13 protein-coding genes are annotated in these 13,896 nt (G+C 68.3%); 9 read left to right on the top strand and 4 right to left on the bottom strand.

Annotated features, from left to right (window positions below; genetic code table 11):
- The 3 genes from G3572_RS14215 to G3572_RS14205 all read left to right on the top strand — a co-directional run bounded on the left by G3572_RS14215 (position 1) and on the right by G3572_RS14205 (position 1,512).
- Positions 1–321, top strand: coding sequence for an RNA-binding S4 domain-containing protein (locus tag G3572_RS14215; RefSeq protein WP_354004038.1), 321 nt, complete (start codon positions 1–3; stop codon positions 319–321).
- A 51-nt stretch (positions 322–372) separates the two neighbouring features.
- Positions 373–711 carry a ferredoxin FdxA gene (gene fdxA / locus G3572_RS14210; RefSeq protein ID WP_164613003.1) on the top strand — a complete coding sequence of 113 codons (339 nt, stop codon included), beginning with the start codon at positions 373–375 and terminating at the stop codon, positions 709–711.
- Between the two features lie 291 nt (positions 712–1,002).
- Positions 1,003–1,512 carry a CarD family transcriptional regulator gene (locus G3572_RS14205; RefSeq protein WP_103334578.1) on the top strand — a complete coding sequence of 170 codons (510 nt, stop codon included), beginning with the start codon at positions 1,003–1,005 and terminating at the stop codon, positions 1,510–1,512.
- A 57-nt stretch (positions 1,513–1,569) separates the two neighbouring features.
- Here G3572_RS14205 and cobS read toward each other — a convergent pair whose 3' ends face one another.
- Positions 1,570–2,325 (bottom strand): adenosylcobinamide-GDP ribazoletransferase, encoded by a 756-nt coding sequence (cobS, locus tag G3572_RS14200; RefSeq protein ID WP_164613002.1) that lies wholly within the window; start codon positions 2,323–2,325, stop codon positions 1,570–1,572.
- 77 nt (positions 2,326–2,402) lie between these two features.
- Between cobS and cobT the strand changes: the two genes are divergently transcribed.
- Positions 2,403–3,419, top strand: a complete 1,017-nt coding sequence (gene cobT / locus G3572_RS14195; protein WP_164613001.1) for a nicotinate-nucleotide--dimethylbenzimidazole phosphoribosyltransferase — start codon at positions 2,403–2,405, stop codon at positions 3,417–3,419.
- Between the two features lie 73 nt (positions 3,420–3,492).
- Here cobT and G3572_RS14190 read toward each other — a convergent pair whose 3' ends face one another.
- Positions 3,493–6,834 carry a hypothetical protein gene (locus G3572_RS14190; RefSeq protein ID WP_164612999.1) on the bottom strand — a complete coding sequence of 1,114 codons (3,342 nt, stop codon included), beginning with the start codon at positions 6,832–6,834 and terminating at the stop codon, positions 3,493–3,495.
- A gap of 172 nt (positions 6,835–7,006) precedes the next feature.
- Between G3572_RS14190 and G3572_RS14185 the strand changes: the two genes are divergently transcribed.
- Positions 7,007–7,711: an SIMPL domain-containing protein gene (locus G3572_RS14185; protein WP_164612997.1), complete on the top strand. Its 705-nt coding sequence runs from the start codon at positions 7,007–7,009 to the stop codon at positions 7,709–7,711.
- A gap of 59 nt (positions 7,712–7,770) precedes the next feature.
- Here G3572_RS14185 and G3572_RS14180 read toward each other — a convergent pair whose 3' ends face one another.
- The gene (locus tag G3572_RS14180; RefSeq protein ID WP_164612995.1) at positions 7,771–9,063 is read right to left on the bottom strand and encodes an O-acetylhomoserine aminocarboxypropyltransferase/cysteine synthase family protein; all 1,293 of its coding nucleotides are present in this window, start codon (positions 9,061–9,063) and stop codon (positions 7,771–7,773) included.
- Between the two features lie 190 nt (positions 9,064–9,253).
- Positions 9,254–10,255 carry a GT-B fold glycosyltransferase domain-containing protein gene (locus tag G3572_RS14175; protein WP_164612993.1) on the bottom strand — a complete coding sequence of 334 codons (1,002 nt, stop codon included), beginning with the start codon at positions 10,253–10,255 and terminating at the stop codon, positions 9,254–9,256.
- 213 nt (positions 10,256–10,468) lie between these two features.
- Between G3572_RS14175 and G3572_RS14170 the strand changes: the two genes are divergently transcribed.
- The 4 genes from G3572_RS14170 to G3572_RS14155 are packed head-to-tail and all read left to right on the top strand — an operon-like array spanning position 10,469 to position 13,889.
- Entirely contained in the window at positions 10,469–11,401 is a 933-nt protein-coding gene (locus G3572_RS14170; protein ID WP_205518728.1) for a metal ABC transporter solute-binding protein, Zn/Mn family, read from the top strand.
- Positions 11,394–12,173, top strand: a complete 780-nt coding sequence (locus tag G3572_RS14165; protein WP_164612989.1) for a metal ABC transporter ATP-binding protein — start codon at positions 11,394–11,396, stop codon at positions 12,171–12,173. The genes G3572_RS14170 and G3572_RS14165 overlap by 8 nt, the downstream gene beginning before the upstream one ends.
- Entirely contained in the window at positions 12,170–13,027 is an 858-nt protein-coding gene (locus tag G3572_RS14160; protein WP_164612987.1) for a metal ABC transporter permease, read from the top strand. The genes G3572_RS14165 and G3572_RS14160 overlap by 4 nt, the downstream gene beginning before the upstream one ends.
- On the top strand, positions 13,020–13,889 hold the full coding sequence (locus G3572_RS14155; RefSeq protein WP_164612985.1) for a metal ABC transporter permease: 870 nt from the start codon (positions 13,020–13,022) through the stop codon (positions 13,887–13,889). The genes G3572_RS14160 and G3572_RS14155 overlap by 8 nt, the downstream gene beginning before the upstream one ends.
- Positions 13,890–13,896 lie beyond the last annotated feature (7 nt).

Below are 13,896 nucleotides of genomic sequence, written 5' to 3'. Positions count from 1 at the left end.
TTGGCCGGGCCGGGGGCGAAACCCGCGCCCGGAGTCCAGCCGCGTTTGCGGCTGGACAAATGGCTTTGGCAGGCGCGGTTCTTCAAATCGCGCAGCCTCTGCGCCGAGGTGATCGAAGGGGGCCATTGCCGGGTGAACGGGCAGCGGACGCTCAAGCCCGGCTACAGCGTCGGGGTGGGGGATGTGCTCACCTTCGCGCAAGGCAAACAGATCAGGGTCATCAAGGTGCAAGCGCTTGGCCTGCGCCGTGGCCCCGCGACCGAGGCGCAGCAGCTTTATCTGGACCTTGACCCGAATGCGACGCCGGAGGCGCTTGAATGATCCGGCGGCTTGCTCTAGCTACTGACCCGACAAATCCAAGGGCCTGATCCGATGACATATGTGGTGATTGATAACTGCATCGCCTGCAAATACACCGATTGCGTGGAAGTCTGTCCGGTGGACTGCTTCTACGAAGGCGAGAACATGCTGGTCATTCACCCCGATGAATGCATCGACTGCGGTGTGTGCGAACCCGAATGCCCCGCCGATGCCATCCGCCCCGATACCGAACCCGACATGGACGAATGGGTGGCGTTCAACCGCAAGTATTCGGAAATGTGGCCCGTGATCACCGTCCGCAAAGACCCTCTGCCCGAGGCCGAGGCACGCGATGGCGAAAAGGGCAAGCGCGAGAAGTATTTTTCGGAAGCCCCCGGCGAAGGCAGCTGACGCCTTTATCCTGCCCGATTCGTCAGATCCGCCATGCCGAATCGGCAAGGCTGACAAAAATCCAATGAAATCAATGTAACTTTGCCCCCGAGGGCAGAGTCGCGGCAGTTGGAATCATGCGATTTTTGTGATATACACCTGTTACAAACAACCATGGACGCCTGACCTCCGCTCAGAGCTGCTCGCCTGAGGTGGAATTTCTTGTGACACGACGCGCCGCATCGCCGGGCCTGCCAAGGCCGGGGCGGTTCTTTTGTCGCCAGAGGGCCTCCGCTGTTAGGAAGCGACTGAATGACCAAGTCCAAAAGACCCGAGTTCCGCCCGAATGAATTCGTCGTATATCCCGCTCATGGCGTGGGCAAGATCATGTCCATCGAAGAGCAGGAAATCGCCGGGTTCAAGCTGGAGCTGTTCGTCATCACCTTCGAAAAGGACAAGATGACGCTGCGGGTGCCCACCCACAAGGCCACCGAAATCGGGATGCGCGCTCTCTCGGCGCCCGATGTGGTATCCAAGGCGCTTGATACGCTGAAGGGCAAGGCCAAGGTCAAGCGGGCGATGTGGTCGCGCCGCGCACAGGAATACGAACAGAAGATCAATTCGGGTGACCTGATGGCGATTGCCGAAGTGGTGCGCGACCTGCACCGCAGCGACGATCAGCGCGAACAGTCCTATTCCGAGCGTCAGCTTTACGAAGCCGCGCTGGAGCGTCTGACGCGGGAAGTCGCGGCTGTTTCCGGCATCGACGCCGGATCGGCTGCAAAGACCGTGGATGATGTGCTGGTGAGCCGCGCGGCCTGATCCGCGCCGGAACCGCGACCGATTTCCGAACGGCGGCCTGCAAGGGCCGCCGTTTTTTCATGTCACCCAGCCCGCCGCGACCGTCAGCGCCGCCAGCCACGCCATCTGCTGGCTTGCCCCCAGAATATCGCCCGTCTGTCCGCCGATCCGCCGCTGCGCCGTCAAGGCAACCGCCAGCCCCGCCACCGCCACCGCCGCGCCCATCGCTGCCGCCAGCGCGCCGAGCGGCGCGGCGATCAGCAGGGCAAGGCCCGCCGTCAGCAGCGCCACCGCCAGCGGTGGCCGCCCGACCGACCGCGAAAGCCCGCCCGCGCGCGCATGGCCCATCAGCGCCATGATCAGCGCCATCGGCACCCGCGACAGCACCGCCGCCGCCGCCACCGCCGCAAAGGCCCCCGCTTGCAGCAGCGCGACCAGCGCCGACCACGCCGCCAGCGTCGTGAGCAGCAGCGCCAAGGTGCCATAGCTGCCGATGTGGCTGTCCTTCATGATCTCCAGCCGCCGCTCGCGGGTCCAGCCACCAAACAGCCCGTCCGCCGCGTCGGCCAGCCCGTCCTCGTGCAGCGCGCCCGTCATCAGGGCCGAGGCCGCCAGCACCAGCGCCGCTGCCACCCCGACAGGCAGCTCCAGCGCCAGTGCGGCCCATCCCGCTGCCGCCGCCAGCGCGCCCAGAACTAGCCCCACCAGCGGCCAAGCCCAACAGGATTGCGCGCGGTGGTGCTGCGTCTGCGGAAAGGGCAGGCGGGTCAGCAGGCCAAAGGCCGAGGCCACATCCGCCAAAATCCACACCGGCTTTTGCTCTGGGCCGCTCATCTCGTTCGTTCCCGGCTGGCCATTTCCTGCTTTGGTCTGTAGCCAAGCCGGGAATGGCTTGCAACGCAGGAACCGAAATGACCGTGCCTTTCACCTCGCTCGACAGTTTTCGCCACCTTCTGGCCACGTGCCCCGCGCCTGACAGCGCCGCGCAAGGGCTGGCGCTGGCCCGCAACGGGCAGTTGACCAAACCGCCGGGGGCCTTGGGGCGACTGGAGGATCTGGCGATCTGGCTTGCCGGTTGGCAGGGGCGGGAAAAGCCGCAGGCCAGCGCGCCGCAAGTGGTGATTTTTGCCGCAAATCATGGCATCGCCGCCCGCGGGGTCTCGGCCTTTCCGCCGCAGGTCACCGCCCAGATGGTCGCCAATTTCCGCCACGGCGGCGCGGCGATCAACCAGCTGTCCCGCACGTTCGGCGCATCGCTCGGCGTTCATGCGCTCGACCTTGACCAACCCACGGCAGACTTCACCCAAGGCCCCGCAATGACCGAGGCCGAGGTGGTTTCCGCCCTTGCCACGGGCTGGAACGCGGTCGACCCCGAGGCCGATCTGCTGGTCACAGGGGAAATGGGCATCGGCAACACCACCTCTGCCGCCGCCATCGCCGCCGCGCTTCTTGGCGGCAACGCGCAGGATTGGGTCGGGCGCGGCACGGGCGTGGATGATCACGGGCTCGCCCGCAAGGCCGAAACGGTGCGCGCGGGTCTTGTCGCCCATGCCGATGCGCTCCACGATCCGCTGGAGGTGCTGCGCCGCCTTGGCGGGCGCGAGATCGCGGCCATGACAGGGGCCATCGCCCGCGCGCGGATGGAACGGGTCGCCGTGGTGCTCGACGGGTTTATCTGCTGCGCGGCGGCGCTTGTGCTGCAACGGCTGCATGAAGGCGCGCTCGACCATTGCATAGCAGGCCATGTCAGCGCCGAGGCGGGCCATGGTCGCCTACTGGCCGCCTTGGGCAAAGACCCGTTGCTGGCCTTGGGCCTGCGCCTTGGCGAAGGCTCGGGCGCGGCGCTGGCGCTGGGGGTGGTGCAGGGGGCCATCGCCTGCCATTCCGGCATGGCCACCTTTGCCGAAGCCGGGGTCAGCGGGGCCTGACAGGCCCCTTCACCACCTTGCCCTGCCATGAAAAAGGGCCGCCCCGCGGCGGCCCGTTGCCACCAGACCCCCGTCAGCCCGCAGGCATGGTCAGGGCAAGCATCCGCCCGCCCTTCTGATAGCGCACTTCCGATGCGGTGATCGCCTGCACGCGGCCTCCGTCGATATTGTCTCCGACCTGCACCTTGCGGTAACGGCCATTCGGCTGGCGCACCAACGCATAGCGCTTGGACTGCGTGCCATAGACGCCGATCAGGTTCAGCCGGCCCAGATTGATCGCATTCACAAAGGTCGCTTGCTTGGCCACATTGGCGGTGGTCGGAATGCGCGGCGCGTTGGAACGGGCCACCACTTCCGGCTCGTCCTCGGCCTCATCCGCCTCGATCTGGGCAGGTGGGGCGGGGGCGCGTGCGGCAGGGGCGGCCGCGACCACCTCCGGCTCGGCGCGGCGGGTGGCGGCGGCCACCGCAGCCTCTACCGCGCGGCTCAGATCGCGGGGGCGCGGGGCGGGGACGCGCGACACCGAAACCGCCATCGGGCTCAGGCTCGCATCCTCGGCCACCACTGCTTCGGCCACCGCCGCCTGCACTGCCAGCGATGCCGCTTCCGAGGCTTTGCGCGCGGCCTCTCCGGCGGCCAGAATCGCCTGCGGACGCAAACGCGGGCGCAGGCTGGCAAAACGGCTGTCCTCTGCGGGGGCGAGCGAGGCATCGTCATCGGTTCCGGCGGTCGCTGCATCTGTCGCCGGCGCGGCGGGGGCGAGACCCGCAGGACGCACACGCGGACGCGCATCGGACAGCGCCGGATCGGCGGCATAGGTCTCGGCGGGCAGCGGGTCTGTCCCCGCGCTGGCGGCAAGCTCCGGCGCTGCGGCAGGGGCCGGCTCTGCCGCAGCGGCCACCGGCGCGGCAAGCGCCGCCGCCGCCGCCTCGATCGCGGCAGGGCGCACCGGCGGCAGCCGTGCCGGCTTGCCTGCGATCAGCATCACGCCTTCCGGCGTCATGATACCTTGTGGCGTCGGCACAATGCGGCCTTCGGCATCAAATTGGTAGACGGTGCCGAAAGGGGGCGGCGGCATCTGCGCGGCGGGCGGCAGATCGCCCCGCGCGGCAGGGGCGGGAAGCGCCAGCGGATCGCTCAGAGAGGGCGGAACATCCATGCCGGCCAGAAAAATCTCGTCCTGCTCGGCGGCTTCCGGCCGTATCTCGGCGGCGGCGACATCCTGCACGCCGGTTTGCGGCGCCGGTTCGGCAACGGCGGGCGCGGCCGCTTCGGGCAGCGCGGCAACCTCCGGCTCCGGCTCTGCCAGAGGGGCGGCAGGCGCGGGGGCCAGATCGGCCAGATCGACATTTACCGGCAGATCATCCGGCTCGGCCAGCAGCGAATAGCCATCCTCCTCGCCCTCCAGCAACTGCCCGTCGGCCAGCGCCTCCGCCGCGCCGGTCGGATCAAATCCGGCAATTTCGACCTCGGGGGCCGGATCGTCGGCGCGCGTCAGATAGAAGGATGACCAGGCCGCAACCAGAGCCAGCAGCAACAGCAGCACGCCCGTCAGGATCAGCCCCAGATACCTCGGCTTGCCCCGCCGCGGCATGGTGCGCGCACTCAGGCCGCGCCCAATTGCATCGGGGGCAGGCGTCTTCTGCCGCGTCAGCGATTGCGCCGCAGCGGCAACGCTCGCCTTGGCGCTTGCGCTGTCCAGCGGCGCGGCCAGCGTGGTGATCGGAGCCAGGGTCGAGGCGGCGACCCCCGGTTTCACACCGACAGGCGCTGCAGGGCTTGCGGCTGGGCCGGGCTTTTTCTTGCGGGTGCCGGGAATGCTCTGGGCCGTCACCAGGGTGCCAAGGCTGCGCAGGCTCTTGCCCGCCTTGCCCATCACACTCGCGGGCGGCGTCGGCGGATCGCCGGGCAGGCGCGGTGGCGGTGTCGGCAGCGGATCATCATAGCTGAACTTGGGGGCAGGCTTGGCCCCCGCTGGCCGCTCCACCACCGGCTTTGCGCCTGCGGGACGCGCGGCAACCGGCGGGGCAGGGCGCGGCGCAGCCGCAGGGTCGGGGCGTCCGGCGCGCGGCTCGGCTCCGCCCAGCGGGCGCGGTGCTCCTTCGGCAGCCCGCCGCGTGGAAAACGCGCGCAGCGCCGCCGAGGATATCGGTGGGGGCAGGTCGTCATCCTCATCGGTCACCGCCGCCGCCGCAGCGCCAACGCGCGGGCCAGACCGTGGCGCGTCCCCGTCTTCGGGCGAGACATCCACCGCCATCGGGGCTTCGCTCTCGTCGACGAAGGACGGTTTGGCGCGGGACTTGGCGGCGGCAATCACAGGGCTTGCCGAGTCAGCCGCGGCTGCGGGTGCGCGGGGCGCATCGACGGACGCGGCGGCGCTGGCCGCAGGGTCTTTGGCCGCTTCGGCCGACCAAACCGGCCGCTCCGGCTCTGCCAGACCGGGACGCTCGGCGGGTGCCACAGGTTCAGGAGGCACAGGTTCCGGCAAAATCGGCTCGGGCCGCGGGGGAGAAGCAACCACGGGCGGGGCAATGACCGGGACCGCAACGACAGGCTCGGGCAGCACAGGCTCTGGCACCACAGGCTCCGGCTCGACGGCCTCGGGCGGCGCGGGAACCGGCGCTTTGGGCACTTCGGGCGATGCGGCGGCCCCCGGACGGAAGGCCGCAGGCACCGGACGCTCCGGCGCGGGCGCATCCTGCTCCGCCACAACCGGCTCTGCCTCTGCTTGCGGCTCCGCAACAGGCACGTCCACGTCCGCCGCTGCAGTCACGGCCTCCGGCCCGTCCTCGACAACGGCCTCCGGCTCGGCCGCCGCGCCCTCGACTTCTCCGACCTCGGCGGGCGCGGGCTCTGCCACGCGCGGCACCTCGCGGGCGAGGATGGTCACCGGCTGCGGGTCGGCTTCCACCGTCTCGCCCGGCTCAAGGCTTTCTGCCGCCCGCGATGCGGTGCCGAAGAACGGTTCCTTGTCAAATCCCCGCTCGGGCGCTGCCACGAAGGACACCGGGTTGAACCGGTGCTCGGTCGCAAAGGCCTCGGCCTCGGCCAAAGTCTCGCGCGCGACAACGGCCACCGTCACCGTCGCCCCGCTGCCCGACCAGTCATACACCAATTCGTCCAGCGCATAGGGTGTGCGCCCGTCCAGCGCCGCCTCGATCTGGGCGCGGCGGCTGTCATCATCCGGCCCCACGGCGTCGATCTGCAAATACAGGATCTGCGACTCGGGAATGATCAGCTTGGTCGTCACCCCGGTGGGCGAGAGGCCAAGCGCGGTCGACCGCAGATATTCGAGGCCCGCCGCCAAGTCCGGATCGGCAAAGGCGACGCTTCCGACATCCATCCAACCCCGTGACGTCCGGTGCAGGAGCGTGACGCCGTCTTCGGTCAGGTTAAGGGCAAAACTCGGTTTCATGTCCGGCATCTAGCATGAGAAAACAAGGTGCGGGAACCGTTCCTTGCGGGCTAAATCTTTCCTACAGCAGCTTTCCGCCGAAGAAAAGAAAAAGCCCCGTGATGCACCAAGGATCGGCTTGCGGGCTGCGTTTCAACTTCGGAAACCTGATCGCACCAAACGGAGAACCTCCATGCGCATCCTGCACGCTGCCCTGATCGCCTCGCTCTTGTCGGCCACCGTCCTCACCCCGGCCCTTGCCCAGTCCGGCCCCAGCCTGCCGCAGATCACCGTCACCGGCGAAGGCGTGGTGGACGGCGTCCCCGACATCGCAACCCTCTCGCTCGGCGTGACCACGATGGGCGACACCGCCGCCGCCGCGATGGCAGCCAATACCGCGTCGCTCGACGCGGTCATGGCCCGGCTCAAGGCGGCGGGAATCGCCGACCGCGACATGCAGACAACCAATCTGTCGATCAATCCGAACTGGACGGGCTATGACAACGGCACCCGCCAGCGGATCGACGGTTACACCGCCTCGAACCAGTTGACCGTGCGCATCCGCGATCTGGACGGCCTCGGCGCTGTCCTCGATGCCGCGATCCAGGACGGGGCCAATACGCTCAACGGGCTCAGCTTCGGCCTGTCCGAGCCGCGCCCCGCGATGGATGCCGCCCGCAAGGCCGCCGTGGAAGATGCCCGCGCCCGTGCCACCCTGCTGGTCGAGGCGGCAGGCGCCAAACTGGGCCGGATCGTGTCGATCAGCGAGGGCGGCGGCTATTCGGTGCCGCAGCCTATGTTCCGCCAATCCGCCGAAGCGGTCGGCGCGGTGCCGGTGGCCGCGGGAGAGGTGGCCACCAGTGCCAGCGTGACGATCGTGTTTGAAATCAACCAGTAAGGTCGGCTCCCTTCTGCCGGGCGCGCCGCGCGGTGCGCCCGGCAGATCGGCTGTGACACTCAGGCAGTCGCCTTGTCCATCGCCTGATCGAGGTCGGCGATGATATCGGCCAGATCCTCGATCCCGATCGAGACACGCACCACATTCGGCGCGGCTCCGGCCTTGATCTGCTGCGCCTCGGGCAATTGCCGGTGCGTGGTCGAGGCAGGGTGGATGATCAGGCTGCGCGTGTCGCCAAGGTTGGCGACATGGCTGAACAGCTTCAGATTGTCGATCAGCTTGACGCAGGCGTCATAGCCACCCTTGAGCGCAAAGGTGAACAGCGCGCCCGCGCCCTTGGGGCATATGCGCCCGATGCGGTCCGCATAGGGGCTGCTCTCCAGCCCGGCATAAGTCACCATCTCGACCCGCGGGTCCGCCTCCAGCCACTTGGCCACCGCCAGCGCGTTTTCCACATGGCGCTGCATCCGCAAGGACAGGGTCTCGATTCCCATCAGCGTGTAATGCGCGCCCTGCGGGTTCATCGTCATGCCCAGATCGCGCAGGCCCACCGCGATGGAATGGAAGGTAAAGGCCATCGACCCCAGCGCCGGATGGAAGGCGAGCCCGTGATAGGCAGGCTCCGGCTCCGACAGGGACGGGAACTTGCCGCTGGCCGACCAGTCGAACTTGCCCGAATCAACCACGATACCGCCGGTGACGGTGCCGTTGCCGGTCAGGTACTTGGTGGCCGAATGCACGACCAGCGTCGCCCCGTGCTCGATCGGCTTGCACAGATAGGGCGTGGCGGTGGTGTTATCCACGATCAGCGGCAATCCCACCTTGTCCGCAATCGCGGCGATGGCATCCAGATCGGTGATATAGCCGCCGGGGTTGGCGATGGTCTCGCAGAAGATCGCGCGGGTGTTGTCATCCACCGCCGCCTCCACCGCCGCCAGATCGTCGAAATCGACAAATTTCGCCGACCAGCCAAAGCGTTTGATGGTCTGGCTGAACTGCGTCATCGTCCCGCCATAGAGCCGGGTCGAGGCGATGATGTTCAGCCCCGGTCCCATCAGCGGAAACAGCGCCATGATCTGCGCCGCATGCCCCGAAGAGCAGCAGATCGCCCCCGCGCCGCCTTCCAGCGCGCAAACACGGTTCGCCAGCGCCGACACGGTCGGGTTGGTCAGGCGCGAATAGATGTAGCCCACTTCCTGCAGGTTGAACAATTTCGCCGCGTGATCCGCATCGCGGAATACATAGGCGGTGGTCTGGTAGATCGGCACCTGCCGCGCGCCTGTCGCGGGGTCAGGCTCGGCCCCCGCGTGAATGGCCAAGGTGTCAAATCCGTAGCCGGGTGTGTCGCTCATCTGGTGTCCCCCCTTGATGGTTCCTGCGGAACGCTATCGGGGTTCGCGGCAACCATCAACCGCTGCTCTGTCCGGAATCGTCGGGATCGGACGCCTGCATTGCTGCTTTTGAAATACTCCCCGCGGAGCGTCCGGCGGCGGCCGCAGGAGCCTCCGGCGGGAGTATTTCAAAAGCAGCAATTGCAAGGGATCAGCGCAGCCAGAGCCCTTCGCGCTTGAGCGTGTTGCGGATCACCTGCTCGCGCCGGGGCAAGGCGTCGCGGTCAAACAGGGCGCGGGCGCGGCGGCCCTGATTCTGGTAGACCATCGCCTTGACCGGCGCATGGTCGCGCAGCAGGCGGCGCAGCGGCTGGTCCTTGGCGACCGCCTCCAGCACCTCGACCGCGCGGTCGCTTTCGCGCGCATAGAGCAGCGGCAGGCTGCGGTAATGGCATGTCACCGCGCCATCGAGTCCCGCAAGTCCCGGTCCCGGCCGCCCGCCGCCGAAGGAATGGATCACCAGCGGCAGCGCCACCTGATCCAGCCAAGGGTCCAGCGATTGCAGCACGAGTTCCGGGGGGCGGTCGTTGAGGATGGATCTGGCATAGGACAGGAAGCGCGCGCCGAAGCGGCGGGGGCTTTCATGAAAGAACCAGCCCGCGTTGAAGTAAAGATAGCGCTGCCAGTATTCATCGGGCTGGTCCAGATCGAGCGAGGCGGCAAAGTCGAGCCCGAAGCGGTCATAAAGCGACTTCCAGATCGCGGTATAGCCCGGACCGTAAAGCTCAATCTGCGGCCAGGTGCCTTCGCGGCGCATGCTGGCCGAGGGGCGTCTGAAGTCGAGTGCAAGGCTGCCCAGATCGCCAAGGATCAAGGTATCGGTGTCGAGAAAGAGGAAAGGCGCGTCGGGCAGGGCGGCCAGCGCCTCGATCTTGTTGCCATAGGGGTAATCTTGCCCGAAGACCTGCGAGTCGAACGGCAGGATGGTGGCCCCGAGCGATTGCAGCAGCGCGCGCGCCTCGTCGCTCATCCTCGGATCGCTCCGCCACAGCGGGCCGGGCTGCGGTTCGCAGATGACAAGCCTGCCGGAAAAACCGGGGTTGGTCAGGCGCAGGGAGCCTGCCAGCAGGATCGCCTCGTATTGCAAGCGGCCCGCCTGGCCGATGGCCATCACGGTGAAATCCTGTGACGTTTTCGGATCTGGCGCGCGCATTTCCGGTCCTGCCCCTCGCTTTGGGTTTTGTGTAGCGGGGAATATCGCACCGCGATAGGGGGCTTGCGCGCCTCGACCCCGCGCCGCGCGGCACTGCCCAAAGCGGCGGCAATCGCGAAGATGCGATTGCGAACCATTCGCAATATAATTGACATTGCGAATAATTCGCATAACTTCACGATGGAAAAGGCAAAGACGGGGGGCCGAAACACCATGCTCGGGCGACGCGGTTTTCTGGGGGTAATGGCGGGCGGCCTGCTGCCGATTTCGGCACGTGCCGATACGCCTGCGATTGTCGCCACCACCGGCATGATCGCCGATGCCGCCCGCGCGCTGTGCGGTCTGCCGGTCAGCGCCTTGATCGGGCCGGGAATGGACCCGCATGGCCATCGGCCGACCCGCAACGACATTGTGACCCTGTCGCGCGCCGATCTGGTCTTCTGGCACGGGCTCAATCTGGAGGCGCAGTTTGCGCGGCTCATGCCGGATCTCGCGCAGACGCGCCCTGTGCTGGCGGTGGCCGAAACACTCCCGGCCGAGCTTCTGCTGTCGGACCCGGCCTATCCGGACCGCCCCGATCCGCATGTCTGGTTCGATCCGGCGCTCTGGGCGCAGGCAACGGAGGGGATGGAGCCCTTGCTGGCCGCCTTTGCCCCGGATGTCGCGGCGCGCGGCGCGGCCTATCGCGCCCAGATTGCCGAAATCGCCACCTATGCGCGGCAGGCGCTGGACACCATTCCGGCAGAGGCGCGCCTTCTGGTCACGGCGCATGATGCCTTTGCCTATTTCGGCCGCGCCTTCGGGCTGGAAGTGGAGGGGGTGCAGGGCATCTCGACCGAGTCCGAGGCGGGGCTGGCGCGCATTTCCGAACTGGTCGACCTGCTGGTTGCGCGCCGCGTGCCTGCGGTCTTTGTCGAAAGCTCGGTGTCGGACCGCGCCTTGCGCGCCCTGATCGAGGGCGCGGCGGCGCGCGGCCAGCAGGTGCGCATCGGGGGCGAGCTGTTTTCCGACGCGATGGGGCCGGACGGAAGCTACGAAGGCACCTGGGTGGGCATGATGGACCATAACGTGACCACGATCACCCGCGCCCTGGGCGGCACCGCGCCCGAACGGGGCGCGCAGGGGCGTCTGGCCGCAGATGGCTGACAGGGTCCCGCCAAACCCTCTGCGGGCCGCTGAATGCCCGGCGCTCGAGGTGCGCGGGCTCAGTCTGCGCTACAAGGATGTGCAGGCGCTGGAAGCGGTCACGGCCACGGTTCCGGCCGGATCGATGACCGCCATCATCGGCCCCAATGGTGCGGGCAAGTCCACCTTGCTCAAATCGGTGCTGGGTCTGGTGCAGGCCGAGGGCGAGGTGCGCGCCTTTGGCGGCCCTGTCGCGCAGGCGATGGCGCGCATCGCCTATGTGCCGCAGCGTGCGGCGGTGGATTGGGCCTTTCCCGTGCGGGTCATCGACGTGGTGCTGATGGGCTGCTACCGCCAGACCGGCCTTCTGGGCCGGATCGACGCGCAGGTGATGGCGCAGGCCCAGTCGGCACTGGCGCGCGTGGGGCTGCAGGATTTCGCGCGCCGCCAGATCGGGGCGCTGTCGGGCGGCCAGCAACAGCGGGTCTTTCTGGCCCGCGCTCTGGCGCAGGGGGCGGATCTGTTCTTGCTGGACGAACCCTTTGCGGGGGTGGATGCCGCCACCGAATCCGCCATCATCGGCGTGCTGAAATCCCTGCGCGCAAGCGGGGCCACCATCCTTGCCGTGCATCACGACCTGACGACGGTGGCCAGCTATTTCGACCGCGTGCTGCTGCTCAACCGCCGCAGCATCGCCGAAGGCCCCGTGGCGCAAACCTTTACCCGCGCCGCCCTTGAGAAAGCCTACGGTCCCGCGCTCTTTCCCGATCCCGCCATCCGGTCTGCCTCATGATCTGGCAGGCCCTCTTGCTGCAGGCTGGCTACAATGCCGCGCTGGTCAGTCTGGGGGCCGCCTGTCTGGGCGCGGCGGCGGGGGCGGCAGGGGCGTTCCTGACGCTGCGGCGGCGGGCGCTGATGTCGGATGCGATGGCCCATGCCACGCTGCCGGGCATCGGGCTTGGCTTTCTGGTCATGGTCGCACTGGGCGGCGATGGCCGCTTCCTGCCCGGCCTGATGCTGGGCGCGGCGCTCACCGCGGCGCTGGGCCTGTGGGCGGTGCAGCGCCTGTCGCGCCAGATCCACGAGGATGCTGCCACGGGCGCGGTGCTGGCCAGTTTCTACGGCGCGGGGATCGTGCTCCTGACGCTGATCCAGGGCCTTGGCACCGGCCGGCCTGCGGGGCTCGAGACGGTGCTGCTCGGATCGACCGCCGGCATGCTGCGCGCCGATGCGCTGGTGATCGGCTTTGGCGGGCTGGCGGTCGTGGCGGCGCTCTGGGTGCTGCGCCGCCCGCTGACACTCGTCGCCTTCGATCCGCTGCACGCCGCCATGATGGGCATCAACCCGCGCCGGATGGACAGCCTGCTGATGGCGCTGGTGCTGGCGGTGGTGCTGGTCGGGCTGAACGTCACCGGGCTGATCCTGATCGTGGCGCTCTTGGTCACACCCGCCGTCACCGCCCGGATGTGGAGCGGCACGGTCAGCGGCACCGCCAGCCTCTCGGCGCTGATCGGGGCGGTCTGTGGCTATCTCGGCGCGGCCATCTCGGCAGGCGTGCCCGACCTGCCCACCGGTCCGGTGATCGTGCTGCTGGCGGCAGCGGCCTTCATGCTGACCCTGCTGGTGCGGGGGCGGCGCGATGGATGAGTTCCTGATCCTCTCGCTGCCGCCCATGCTGATCGCCGCGCTGGCGGCCATCGCCTGCGCCTTGCCGGGCAATTTCCTTTTGCTCTCGCGCCGTGCCATGCTCGGCGACGCGCTCAGCCATGTCGTGCTGCCCGGCATCGTCGTCGCCTTCCTGCTCACAGGCTCGGGCAGCGGCGTGGTGATGGGGGCAGGGGCCCTCGCGGCGGCAGGGCTTTCCGCGCTTTTCATCGAGGAGATCACCCGCCGCACGGGGATGGAGCCGGGGGCGGCGATGGCGGTGGTGTTCACCACGATGTTCGCGCTCGGCGTCGTGCTGCTGGAAACCACCGGCACCTCGGGCGTGCATCTCGATGTCGAACACGCGCTCTATGGCAATCTGGAAAGCCTGATCTGGCTCGGCGCGCCGCCCCCGGAACTTCTGCGCCTGACGCTCATCGCGGCAGGCCTCGCCCTCGCGCTGCGGCTGGTCTGGCGCCCCCTCGTGCTTGCCACCTTCGATCCGGTCTTCGCGCAGACCCAGGGCGTGCCGGTCGGTCTGGTGCGCGCAGGGCTGACCGGTGCCACCGCGCTCGCCGCCGTTGCCGCCTTTCAGGCGGTCGGCTCCATCCTCACCATCGCCATGCTGATCTGCCCCGCCGCCGCGGCCCGCCTTCTGACGCAAAGCCTGCCGGCCCAGCTCGCGGCCTCGCTCGGCTTCGCCGTGACCGCGGCTCTCGGCGGCTATGTGCTGGCAGGCTACGCGCCGCTCTGGCTGGGCCTTCCCTTCACCCTCTCGGCTGCGGGCATGATCGCCACGCTCTGCGGCCTCATGCTGGCCGCCGCCGCGCTCATCGCTTCCCATCGCGCCCGCGCCGCCCTATAAGGCCCGC

Source organism: Pseudotabrizicola algicola (assembly GCF_010915705.1).
In the GTDB taxonomy this organism is placed as follows: domain Bacteria; phylum Pseudomonadota; class Alphaproteobacteria; order Rhodobacterales; family Rhodobacteraceae; genus Pseudotabrizicola; species Pseudotabrizicola algicola.
The sequence above is the reverse complement of the archived record's forward strand: the minus strand, read 5'-3'. Positions and strand labels throughout refer to the sequence as shown.